The 12,467-nt window shown below is 70.7% G+C and carries 7 protein-coding genes; 6 read left to right on the top strand and 1 reads right to left on the bottom strand.

What is annotated here, in order from left to right:
* Positions 1–103: 103 nt before the first annotated feature.
* A complete protein-coding gene (locus ABT367_RS13085) occupies positions 104–841 on the top strand; it encodes an alpha/beta fold hydrolase (protein WP_352252594.1) in 738 nt (245 codons plus the stop codon).
* A 148-nt stretch (positions 842–989) separates the two neighbouring features.
* Here the strand turns inward: ABT367_RS13085 and ABT367_RS13090 are convergent, their stop codons facing one another.
* A complete protein-coding gene (locus ABT367_RS13090) occupies positions 990–4,757 on the bottom strand; it encodes a S8 family serine peptidase (protein WP_352252596.1) in 3,768 nt (1,255 codons plus the stop codon).
* Positions 4,758–4,973: 216 nt separating this feature from the next.
* Here ABT367_RS13090 and ABT367_RS13095 point away from each other — a divergent pair, with 216 nt between their 5' ends.
* From ABT367_RS13095 to ABT367_RS13115, 5 genes are all read left to right on the top strand, one after another.
* Positions 4,974–5,954: a winged helix-turn-helix transcriptional regulator gene (locus tag ABT367_RS13095; protein ID WP_352252598.1), complete on the top strand. Its 981-nt coding sequence runs from the start codon at positions 4,974–4,976 to the stop codon at positions 5,952–5,954.
* Positions 5,955–6,197: 243 nt separating this feature from the next.
* Complete coding sequence (locus ABT367_RS13100; RefSeq protein ID WP_352252600.1) at positions 6,198–8,528, top strand: glycosyl hydrolase family 95 catalytic domain-containing protein; 2,331 nt, start codon at positions 6,198–6,200, stop codon at positions 8,526–8,528.
* Between the two features lie 117 nt (positions 8,529–8,645).
* On the top strand, positions 8,646–9,017 hold the full coding sequence (locus tag ABT367_RS13105; RefSeq protein WP_352252602.1) for a PPOX class F420-dependent oxidoreductase: 372 nt from the start codon (positions 8,646–8,648) through the stop codon (positions 9,015–9,017).
* A 164-nt stretch (positions 9,018–9,181) separates the two neighbouring features.
* Positions 9,182–9,712 (top strand): hypothetical protein, encoded by a 531-nt coding sequence (locus tag ABT367_RS13110; protein WP_352252604.1) that lies wholly within the window; start codon positions 9,182–9,184, stop codon positions 9,710–9,712.
* 135 nt (positions 9,713–9,847) lie between these two features.
* Entirely contained in the window at positions 9,848–12,436 is a 2,589-nt protein-coding gene (locus ABT367_RS13115) for an immunoglobulin I-set domain protein (protein ID WP_352252606.1), read from the top strand.
* The last annotated feature ends 31 nt before the right edge of the window (positions 12,437–12,467 follow it).

Genomic DNA, 12,467 nt, shown 5'->3' on the forward strand with positions numbered 1-12,467 from the left:
CATCCTTCCTGTAGAGAATTAGTCATCTCGCTCTCCTCACCCACGACTTGGCCCCCGGCAGACCGCCGGGGGCCTTCGTCGTACGTCGTTACGCTCACGTCCCATGGGCGAGATCGTGGTGGTACGCGAGGGCTCCGGGCCCGAGGTCCTGCTGGTGCACGGCGGGGCGGGTCCGAGGACGACCTGGGGCGCGCTCGCGCCGCTGGCCGGGCGGTGGACTCTGGCCCAGGTGCATCGCCGGGGCTATCCGCCGAGTCCACCCGCGCAGCGGGGCCAGGACTTCGAGGTCGACGCCCTGGACCTGGCGCCGCTGCTCGCCGGCCGCCCGCATGTCGTCGCCCATTCCTACGGCGTGCTCGGGGCGCTGATCGCGGCCGCTGCCGCGCCCGGCAGAGTGCGCTCGCTCACCCTGATCGAGCCGCCGCTCGCATACCTCGTGCCCGGCGATCCCGATGTGGCACGGCTCGAGCACATCGGCGACGCGGTGCTCTCGTACGGAATGGAGGCGGATCCTTCGGTGCTGCGGGAGTTCCTCCGTATCGCGGGTGCGTCCGTGGGCGAAGGGCCGCTGCCCGAGGGTGTGGTGGCCGGGGTGCGGCGGGCGCAGGGCGCCAGGCTGCCCGGCGAGGCGCGTCCCCGGCTCGACGCGATCCGGGAGGCCGGGGTCCCCGTGCTCGTGGTGTCCGGGGATCACGCGGCCGCGCATGAGCGGATCTGCGATGCGCTCGCGGCCACACTCGACGGGGAGCGCGGTGTGCACCCCGGTGCCGGGCACTTCGTCGCGCGGGCGCCGGGCTTCGCCGGACACCTCGAGGCCTTCCTGCACCGGCACGCGTCCTAGGAAGACCCCGCGAACACCTCGAAGGAAGGCTGCGCGAACCCACCTCGAAGGAGGCTGCGCGAACCCACCTCGTGGCGAAAGGTCCGCCGGGCGGCCCCACCCCCCACGGGAAGGACACCCGGCGGACCGGTCTTGCGGGTGACGGAGGTCAGCGCACGTCGTACGCGCGGACCACCGTCTGGGTGACGGAATTGCCGTGGGTGTCGGTCAGTTCGGTCTTCAGCCAGACCTGCTTGCCGGACGCTCCCGCGTGATCGACCGTCGCGGTGCGGGTGTCACCCGAGCCGGAGATCTTCGCCTCGGTCCAGGTCGCGCCCTGGTCGTAGGAGTACGAGAGCTTCGCGGACTCGATGGCGCCCGGGGTGTAGCCCGCGTGCCCCGTGATGTTCAGTCCGATCTGCTGACCGTCCTCGGCCGCAAGGGTCTTCAGACCGTCCTCGGGCAGGGTGTAGCGCGGGAAGAGGATGCCGAGACCCTGCGAGAACACCGACTCGTCCAGCTTCGAGCGGAACTTCCAGGTGGTCTGCATCTCCTGGGAACGCTGCCAGACCCGCGCGTGGCCGCCGATCTTCATCAGGTTCTGGGTCAGTTCGTACGTGGCTTCCTCGGCCGGCACCTCGAAGGCGCCGTACGGGTACCAGCTGTCGCCGATCACCTCGCCGTCCTTCTTGAGCTCCAGGTTGCCGATGTCGCCGAACGAGCCCTGCTCACCGCTGTGTTCACCGTCGCCGTAGACGGAGGACTCGAAGCCGATCAGGTTGCCCTGCCGCTCGGCCGCGAGGGTCTGCTCGCCGTTGGCGTCGAGGCGGGCGCGCGGCGTGATCACGCCGTCGTACCAGCTCTCGGTGCGGAACGAGCCCGGCTTGTAGATGCGGGTCCGGTCGACCATGAACTCGCCGAACGGGAAGGAGCTGGAGAGCGAGCGCTGCCAGGCCGCGTCGTCCTCGGTGGAGTAGAGCTCGGTGCGCTTGCCGGGTGTGGGGACCGAGTCGATGTCTCCGAAGAAGAACGTCCGGCCGTCCGGGCGGGTGGTGGAGACGTTGTCGATGTAGTCGCCGGCCACGCCCATCGCGTGGTAGGTCGTGTCGACCTTGCCCAGGCGGCTGTCGCGCACCCGGTGGGTGCGGTCGCGGTACAGCGAACCCTCGTCCGGGAACGACAGATTGTACATGTACGGGCTCTTCGCGGTGCCCTTCCAGGCCAGCGTGACCTCGCCCTGTGCGAGCCGGGTCAGCAGGTCCTGTGCCTCGGCGGTCTGCACGGCGAGCGCGGGCATGACGCCGCCGCCGAAGCCGGCACCCGGGTACCAGCGGCCGGGTGCGTCGCGGTGGACGAGGATCGCCCGGGCACCGGCCTTCTGCGCGTTCTGCATCACGGCCGACACCGAGGTGCTGCCCGCGGGCAGCTTGATCAGCGCGATCCTGTCCTTGACGCCGGCGGCCGCGAGCTCCTCGGGCGTACCGGACTTGGCGTCGACGAGCCGGGCCTTGCCGGTGCCGTCCAGGTTCATGGACGTGGTGGACGCCGTGGTCGGGTGCAGCACCGGGCCGCCTTCGACCTTCAGCTCGTCGAGCAGCGGCGCCGCCGCCCGCCAGTGGCTTCCCCACTCGAACTCGCCGTCGTCCGCGCGGCCTTCGACCGAGGCGTAGTAGGCGTTGATGGTGCGGCCGCCGGAGGCCGTACCGCCGTGCCACCAGTTCTCGCCCCACGTGCGGCTGAACTCGAGGGTGGTGCCGCGCGATTCGACCGGCTTGTCGGTGTCGATGGACAGGCGGTGCGCCTTGCGGGCGTCCAGGACGATCGTGGTGTCCCGCTGCAGGTCGATCTCCGGCCGGGCGAAGTAACTGAGCGAGTCGGTGGCCGTGGCGCCCTCGCCCGCGTCCGGGGTGGTGAGGTAGCCGGTCAGGAAGTAGGAACCGGCCCGCAGTTCGTACGTCAGCTCCTTGGCGCCCTCGTTGAAGCGCCGCTCGCCCTTGTGGACGTCGGTGGAGACCACGTCGACCGAGGAGGCGCCGTCGGCGGGCTTGCCCAGGCGGTCGATCATCTTGATCCGCAGGGTGACCGTCTCGGGCTGGATGTAGAGCGCGAACGGCGTGGAGACGGTGGTGCCTCGGCTGGTCGCGAGGACCCGTCCGGTGAGGTCGCCGTACTGGTTGGCGGCCAGGCGTGCGGTCGGGTCGATGGCCAGCGGGACCTTGACCGTGGCGCCGGCGGGCACGGTCACCGAGCGCTTGTCGAACTTGGCGACCGAGGAGCGGACGCGGGTGCCGTCGTTGCCCGTGACGCCTTCGACGGCGAGGTCCAGACGGATCGCCTGGTCGGAGTTGTTGGTGTACGGGACGTCGACGGTGGTGCGGTCACTGCTGTGCTGCGGCCAGTTGAAGGTGCCGGCCTGCAGCGCGGGCGCGGAGACCACCTGCTGGTCGACGGCTCCCTTGACGTCGAGGAGGCCGCCGCCCGTCTCACGGACGTCTCCCGTGACGTCCGTGTCGGCGGAGGAGACGAGGGCGGCCTTGATCTGCTGCCCGCTCCAGTCCGGGTGGCGCTGCTTGAGGATCGCGGCGGCGCCGGCGACATGCGGGGTCGCCATCGACGTACCACTCATGGACTGGTACGCCAAGTCCCCGCGTCCGCCCGCGTTCGCGGCGGAGATCGCCACGCCGGGCGCGGTGATCTCGGGCTTGAGGGTGTGCGTGCCGAGGACCGGACCCCGGCTGGAGAAGTCGGCGGAGACGTTCTCGCGGTCGACGGCGCCGACGGTGAGGACGCTCGGGGCGCAGCCGGGTGAGGAGACGGTGTTGTGTCCCGCGCGGCCGATGTTGCCGGCGGCGATCACGAACAATGTGCCCGTTTTCCGGGCGAGTTCCTCGGTGGCCTGGCTCATCGGGTCCGAGCAGTCGCTGGGGTCGCTGGTGCCGAGGCTCATCGAGACCACATCGGCCTCGGCGTCCACGGCGGCCCACTCCATGCCCGCGATGATCCACGAGAGGAGGCCGCTGCCGGAGTCGTCGAGGACCTTGCCGCTGAGCAGTTCGGCGCCGGGCGCGACACCCTTCTTCCTGCCGTCGCTCGCGGCGCCGGAGCCGCCGACGGTGGAGATGGTGTGGGTGCCGTGGCCGTCGCGGTCCTCGGCAGTGTCCGAGTCGGTGAAGTTCTTGAGCTCCAAGACGCGGCCCTCGAGGTCGGGGTGCTCGGCGTCCGTGCCCGTGTCGAGGACGGCTACCTTGGTGCCCTTGCCGTCGTAGCCTGCGGCCCAGGCCTCGGGGGCGTGCACCTGCCGGGTCGACTGGTCGAGGGTCGTCTCGACCTTGGCGTCGAGCCAGAGCTTCTTCAGGTCGCCGGCAGCACGGGACTTGGGGTTCGTCAGGTCGGCCCAGAAGTCGGCGGCCTTCTTCTTGTCGGCGCTCAGCGCCACACCGTCGACCACGTCGAGTACGCGCTCGCGCTCGGCGCCGCGCGGGGTGGCGGGCACGGAGCGGGCGATCGACCGGTCGTAGAGGGCGATCAGGGGAAGGGACTTGGCGCTCGCGTCGTCGTAGCCCTGGCGTATCAGTGCGGTGACGTTGAAGAGCTGCTCGTCGACCTTGCCCGCGGCCAGCGCCTCGGTGGCGCCTTCCGGGTAGACGTACAGGTCCTTGCCGCTCTCGCGGGTCTGCAGGAACGGCACGGTGCCGTCCTCGCGGGGCAGCGCGGTGGCGGCGCTGCGGCCCTCGGCGCTCGTCGTCACCAGGACCCTGTCACCGGTGACCAGCGTGACGGTGCGCTGCTGTGCGCCCTGCCCCTCGGAGCGTGCGGCCTGGCTGCCGACCAGCGGCCGGTCCTCCTGCCGCGGCGCCGCCGCGGAAGGCGTCGCCAGAGTTGCGGCCAGCGTGGCGGCGGTGGCCAGCCCCAGGGCCTTTCGGGATATCCGGCGCATACCTCTCCCTCACATGGAACTGCGGTGGCGACACATTGGCAGAGAGGCCCCTGGTGCAGGGATGATGTGGACGGGCGGGTTCCCGCCGTGGCTGTTTCCCGCCACGGAGGCACCTGTCCTGCGGTCGCGTCGTGTACGTGGCCGAGGACCGGGTCAGGCGGAGGGGCCGTATCCGGTCGGGGGCCGGCTCTGTACGTGGGTGAGGGGTAAGCGCGAATGCTGGGGGCCATAGGTCTGGACGAGGCGCAGGAGACGGCCTACCGCGCGCTCGTGATGCTCGGAGCGGCCGATGTCGCCGATCTCGCGCACCGGCTCTCGCTGGCCGAGGTGGAGACCGAGCGGACCTTGCGCCGGCTCGAACACCACGGCCTGGCCGCCCAGTCCACCGCGCGCCAGGGGCGCTGGGTCGCCGCTCCCCCGGGCGTCGCGCTCGGTGCGCTGCTCACCCAGCAGCGCCATGAGCTGGAGCAGGCCGAGCTGGCGGCGGCGCTGCTCGCCGAGGAGTACCGCGCCCAGGTCGACGAACCCTCCGTACACGATCTCGTCGAGGTCGTCACCGGAGCGGGCGCGGTGGCCCAGCGCTTCCTGCAGCTTCAGCTCGGCGCGACCCAGGAGGTCTGCGCGCTGGTCACCGGGCGCCCGACGGTGGTGTCCGGGTACGACAACAACGCCGAGGCGCAGGCGACGGCGCGGGGCGTGGCGTACCGCGTGATCGTCGAGCGGGCGGTGCTCGATCTGCCGACGGGGCTGCTCGAACTCTCCACGGCCCTGCGCCGCGACGAGCAGGTACGGGTCGTGGACCGGGTACCGACCAAGCTGGTCATCGCCGACCGGACCCTGGCCATGGTCCCGCTCACCTCGCGCGACGCGGAGCCCGCGGCCCTCGTGGTGCATGCGAGCGGACTGCTCGAGTCGCTCTACGGCCTGTTCTCCTCCGTATGGCGCGAGGCGCTGCCGCTGCGGCTCGGTGAGGACGATGAGCTGTACGCCGAGGAGTCCGACGGTCCGGACGCGACCGACCTGGAGATCCTCTCCCTGCTGCTCGCGGGCCTCACGGACGCGAGCGTCGCCAAGCAACTCGACCTGGGGCTGCGGACGGTGCAGCGGCGGGTGAAGCGCCTGATGGAGCTGACCGGGGTGACGACGCGGCTCCAGCTCGGGTGGCATGCGTACGAGCGGGGTTGGGTGGCGCGGTAGGCGGCGCCGGCGGTCGGCAGTGGCGCGGTAGGCGGCGCTGGCGGTCGGCAGTGGCGCGGTAGGCGGCGCCGGCGGTCGGCGCCCGCGGGCGCCGGGCAGAGCTCCGACCAGCTGCGTATACCCCTTCACAGAAAGGGCTTACATCGGATCTCTCTCTACTCATTGACGGACACACGCGCCACTTCTACGTTTCCTTCCTGGATTGCTCGGATGAATCGCCAACCTGCGCACCAGGAGGCCCTCATGACCCGTCCGTCCAGGAGAACCCTGCTCGCCACCACCTCCGGCGCCTTCATGGCGACCGGTCTCGGCGCCCTGCCCGCGCGAGCCGCGTCGGCGGATAAGGCACCCGCGGCCGACGCCGTCCACTCCCCCGCCCCGCAGGGCGACATCTGGCGCACCGTCCTCGACGACGCCGACCTCGTCTGGCAGCGCATGCCGAAGACCTGGTACGAAGGCCCGTATCTCGGCAACGGCTACCTCGGGTCCGGGATCTACGCGGAGCCCGGGAAGAACGCGCTGCGCTTCAACGTCCAGCACTCCGAAGTACAGGACCACCGACCGCAGTTCGGCGCCCTGTTCGGCATGGCGCGGCTGCCGATCGGCCACTTCACCCTGGAGCCCGTCGGCACCATCACCGGGATCGACTGGCGCCTCGGCCTGCGCGACGCGGAGCTGTCCGGCACGCTCACCACCTCCGCGGGCACCCTGAAACTGCGGGCGCTGATCCACAGTTCCCGCGACGTACTGGCGGTCGAGATCGAACCGAGCGCCGGGGAGCGGGAGTGCCGGTGGGTCTTCCATCCGGCCGTGGCGATCAGCCCGCGCGCCGCCCACCGCCCGCTGCCGGCCGGATACACGGCCAACCCGCCCGCCGAGATCCAGGACCACGACGGCGCCACGGCCGCCGTACAGGGCCTGATCGCCGGGGGCGAGCATGTGACCGCGTGGCGCGAGCGCACCAAGGACGGCAAGCGCACGCTGTACGTCTCGGTGGCGCATTCCCATCCGGGCAGGACGGCCCGCGACAAGGCGCTCAGGACGGTCAGGGGCGCGGCGGTGCTCCCGTACGACCTGTTCGCGACAGCGCATCGCGCCTGGTGGCGGGCGTACTACCGCAAGAGTTTCCTCTCCCTGCCGGATGCCCGGCTGCAGCGCTTCTACTGGATCCAGCTGTACAAGACCGCGTCCGCGGCCCGTAAGGACGCCCCGCCGATGGCCACCTGCGGGCCGTGGCTCGAGCCGACCCCCTGGCCCGCGACCTGGTGGAACCTCAACGTCCAGCTGGAGTACTGGCTGATCCACGGCTCCAACCACCTCGAACTCGACGCCGTCACCCGCTCGTTGAGCGAGTTCCGCGAGCAGCTGCGCGAGGAGGTGCCGTCGCAGTACCGCGGCGACTCGCTCGGCATTCCGCGCACGACGGACATGAAACTGCGCAACGGTTTCGGCACGGAGGGGAGCCTCGGCTACGGCGTGGGCATCCCCGGACAGAACCCGCCGACACCCGAAGTCGGCAATCTGGTCTGGGCGTTGCACAACGTCTGGCTCTCCTACCGGCACACCATGGACGAGGCGGTCCTGCGCGATGTGCTCTTCCCGCTGCTGCGCGGCGCGGTCGCCTACTACCTGCACTTCCTCGAGCCGGGACCGGACGGCAGGCTCCATCTGCCGGCCACGTTCTCACCCGAGTACGGCGTGGACGCACCGGACTGCAATTACGACCTGATGCTGCTGCGCTGGGGCTGCGCGACCCTGCTCGACTCGGCCGGAACCCTGGGAGTCACCGACCCGTCGGCCGGCCGCTGGCGCGAGGTGCTCGCGCGCCTCGCGCCCTATCCGGTGGACGAGAACGGTTTCATGATCGGCGCGGGCGCCCCCTTCGCGAAGTCCCATCGGCACTACTCGCATCTCCTGGCGGTCTACCCGCTGTACGAAGTGACCGGCCGGGACGCCGACGAAGTAGCCCTGATCGAGCGGTCACTGGAGCACTGGGTCAGCTTCGAAGGTGCGCTGCAGGGCTATACGTTCACGGGCGCGGCCTCCATGTCGGCGCTGCTCGGCAAGGGCGAGGACGCCCTGCGCTATCTGGGGCAGCTGATGACCCGCTTCATCCAGGCCAACACCATGTACAAGGAGTCGGGCCCGGTCATCGAGACCCCGCTCTCCGCGGCCCAGTCGGTGCACGACATGGTGTGCCAGTCGTGGGGCGAGGTGATCCGCGTCTTCCCGGCGCTTCCGGCGGCCTGGCGGGATCTGACGGTCCATGACTTCCGTACGCAGGGCGCGTTCCTCCTGAGCGCGGTGCGCGAGGACGGCGCGACGCGCTGGGTGCGGCTGCGCAGCGAGGCCGGGGCGCCTTGTGTCGTACGGCATTCGCTGCCGGGCACCGTCGAGGTGCGCGACGGCCGCGGACGGCCGCTGCGGTACGAGGAGGTGGGCGAGGGGACGATCCGGATCGCACTAGCGAAGGGCGAGTCGGCACTGATCACCGCAGAGGGCGACCGCCCCGACCTCACGCTGGCACCGGTCCGCTTCAACGAGCCCGCTCCCTCATGGGGGTTGCCCGCCTGAGCGGGATACGGGCGCAGGTTCCGTTTCGCCGACGCGGAGCCCTGGTTCCTCGGACCTAGGGCCCGCGTAGGACACATGCCCGATGCCGATCGGCCGACGGGATGCGAGGGTCGGCCCATGAGCGAATTCAGCGCCGTGGAGCGCGCGTATCTCAAGAGCCAGCATCTCGGCCGGATGGCGACGGTCGACCGGAAAGGCCAGCCCCAGGCGAACCCCGTGGGGTTCTTCCTCCAGGACGACGACTCGATCCTCATCGGCGGATTCGCGATGGGCAAGTCCAAGAAGTGGCGCAATCTGCAGGGCAATCCGCGGATCTCCCTGGTCGTCGACGACATCGTGAGCGTGCACCCGTGGAAGGTGCGCGGGGTCGAGATCCGCGGGGTCGCCGAACTCCTCGTGGGGCCCCATGAGCTGGGGGCGCATTTCAGCCAGGAAGTGATCCGGATCGTCCCTGAATGGGTGTACAGCTGGCGCCTCGAAGACGAGTGAGGCCGGCGCGGCGGCCGGTCAAGGCGGCCGGGACGTAAGGGAGTTGCGGAGCGCGGGAGGCGGGCGGGCACACGATTGACACATGAACAAAGCTGGGCTTAGGTATGCCTTACCTAAGTGCCGCCACCCCTGCGGTGCTCATGACGTGAAAGGTGCTCGTATTCATGCGTGCGCTTCTGCCTGCCCGTACCTCCGCGCGGATCGGCGTCTCCGCCCTCGCCGCCGCCGCGCTCACCGTCGGCCTCGCCGGTTCCGCCTCGGCGGCGACCGCGACCCGCACCGTCACCGACGGTGGTACGACGTACAACCTGACGCTCAACGCGCCTGACACCCTCAGCGCGAGCGGCCAGATCATCACCGTGACCGGCAGCGGTTACAACAGTGCGCAGGGCGTGTACGTGGCGCTGTGCAAGATACCGGCGGCCGGCGCCAAGCCCGGTCCGTGCCTCGGCGGCCAGGACGAGACCGGCACGACCGGCGCCTCGCACTGGGTGAACAACCTGTTCGGCGGCACCGTGGCCAACAGCTCCAAGTTCACCGCGGGCGGCTCCTTCTCGGCGAACATCTACGTGAACCCCGTCATCAACGACCAGGTCGACTGCACCGTCGACGAGTGCGCGATCTTCACGAAGGCGGACCACTTCGACGCCGAGGACCGCAAGTACGACGTGGCGGTCCCGGTCACCTTCGAGTAGTCCGGCCGGACTTCCGGAGCCCCCCATCTCGTCCGGCAGTCCCGCGTTGCCCCGGCGCGGGGTCCGAGTCACCGGCTCGGACCCCGCGCCACACCCACGTGCGCCGCCCGCGCGTCCGCTTTCGACGAGGAACCCATGACACCGATATCCACGCCACCCGGCCGGCCCACGAACCGCCGCAGACGCATGGCCGCCGCCCTGACCGCCGCCGCGCTCGTGCTCGTGCTCGGCGGGGCCGTCACCGGCCTGACGCTCTCCGGCTCCGCGGCCGCCGCCGACTCGGCCAAGACCGGGCTCGGCAGGAACGGACAGAAGCTCACCGTCGCCAAGTCGGCGGACCTGGACCCGGCCGGCGAGACGGTCCATGTCACGGGCGAGGGGTACGACGAGTCCAAGGGCATCTACGTCGCCTTCTGCAAGGACAACGGCGACGACCGCGTACCCAGCCCCTGTGTCGGCGGCGCGGCCACCTCGGGCGGAGCGAAGTCCTCGGCGTGGATCGTGCCGAAGGGCGACTCCAACGCCGGTGAACTCGCCACCGAGTACGGGGCGAACGGCTCCTTCGCCGTCGATCTGGAGCTCAAGGCGAAGGACAGCGGGCTCGACTGCACCAAGGTGACCTGTTCCGTCATCACCCGCGTCGACCACCGCGCGGCCGGCGACCGCTCGCAGGACGTCCGGGTCCCGGTGACGTTCAAGGGCGCGGGCCCGGTCGATCCGGGCGAGGGCGTGGACGTTCCCGAGGGGACGGTGAGTTACCGGGCCGACGCGTCGTTCGACGGTACGAAGGCGGGCATCCCGAGGGGTCTCCTGGTGCACCCGGAGTCCAAGAAGCTCTACGTGGGATCCGACAACCGCCAGGACACCGGGGACGTCAACGAGCAGGGTCTGTACGTACTCGACCCGAAGACCGGCGAGGTCAGAAGCTGGATCAAGGACGCTCCCCTGCCCACCGGCGTGAAGCAGTCCGCGGTGACCCGCCTCGCGGGTCCGGTGGCGGGCGACGGCGTCGCCTTCAAGTACGCGGCCCGCGGCCTTGGTTGGGCCAAGGACGGCGATGCGGCCATGCAGGGCAACTGGCTCGCCGGGAAGTCCGTCACCGATGTCGGCCCCGGGACCGGCCCGGACACGACGCTTGTGGCCCAAGGGGCGGTCCTCAGCGAGGTGGAGACCGCGACCGGCACCGTCAGGCGATCCCTGACACTCGACGGCGGCGACCAGTTCGCGGTCGACGCCGAGCGCAAGGCGGTGTGGTTCGCGGACGGGAAGAACAAGCGCGTCCACCGGGTGGACACCGAGACCCTTCAGGTGACCAGGACCTTCGACGTGCCGGTCACCGGCGAGTTCGAATGGTTCATCGAGGTCGACCCGGGCACCGGGGCCGTCTGGTACGGACACGGCACCGAGATCCATGTCCTCGGCAAGGACGGCGCTGTCACCAAGACGCTGAAGAGCGACGGTGTGGACTTCCCCGCCGCGGTCTCCTTCAGTGGTGACCGTGCCTTCGTCGCCTGGGACGACATGGGCACAGCCACTGAGCCGGCGGCCGACAACGAGGGTTCGGTGGTCACGTACGCCACCGGTGAACTGACCGAGGCCGCACAGCCGTTCACCTTCCCGATCGGTTCCAATGTCGCCTCGTCCCTGGTCGAAGCGGTCGACGGGGGCTCCGCACTGTACTTCGGCAACCCGGACGGCGAGATCACTCGCCACGTGCGTCAGACCTCCCCCAGGGTCACCCAGGCCCCCCAGGACCTCTCCGTCGAGTCCGGCGACGCCGTGACCCTCACCGCGACGGCCGAGGGCGAGCCCGAACCGACCGTGCAGTGGCAGGTCAGCGCCGACGGCGGCCAGACCTGGAAGAACGTCGAGGGCGCGCGCAAGAACACTCTGGACTTCGCCGCGAAGGCCGGACAGGACGGCTACCGGTACCGCGCCGAGTTCAAGAACGCTGCCGGTACGACCCGCACATCCGCGGCCACGCTCACCGTCAACGCCGAGGCCGCGACCGGTGGTTCGGGTGACGGCGGGACGACCGGCGGCAGCGGCGGCGAGGAGCCCAACGGCACCGGCACGGCCACCGGGCCCGAGGGCCAGGAGCTCACCGTGACGCCGGTTCATGACCTGGCCGCCGAGGACCAGAAGATCAAGGTCTCCGGCACCGGCTACGACGACCGGAAGGGCATCTACGTCGCCCTCTGTGTCGACAACGGCGCCGGCGAGGTCCCCACTCCCTGTGTCGGCGGTGCCGACATGACCGGCAAGGGCGGCGCATCGGCCTGGATCAACTCGGACCCGCCCGCGGGCCACGAGGACGCCACCGTGCCGTTCGGCGCGGACGGTTCGTTCGAGGTCGAACTGACGGTGGACGCCAAGGACGAGTACACGGACTGCACGAAGACCCGCTGTGCGGTCGTCACGCGCGCCGATCACACGGCGGCCGCGGACCGTTCTGCTGATGTCCGCGTCCCGGTGGACTTCAAGGGCGGTGCGGGCTCCGGGTCGGGAGGCTCGGACTCGGCCGGCGGCTCCGACTCCACCGGCGGATCCTCCGCGGGCTCCGTCGGCGGTACGGGTACGGGCGGCTCCGCCAGCGGCTCGCTGGCCTCGACCGGGGTGACCGTCGCGTCCCTCATCGGTGCTGCCGCGCTGCTCGTCGCGGGCGGCTGGTACGCGGTGCGCCGTACGCGCCAGGGTGAGGGCGGGGCCGACTCGGCCGCGTAGGACGGGCGCCGACCCGCCCTGTCAGGACGGG

Origin of the sequence: Streptomyces mesophilus, from assembly GCF_040300965.1 — a bacterium.
GTDB classification, from domain to species: Bacteria; Actinomycetota; Actinomycetes; order Streptomycetales; family Streptomycetaceae; genus Streptomyces; species Streptomyces mesophilus_A.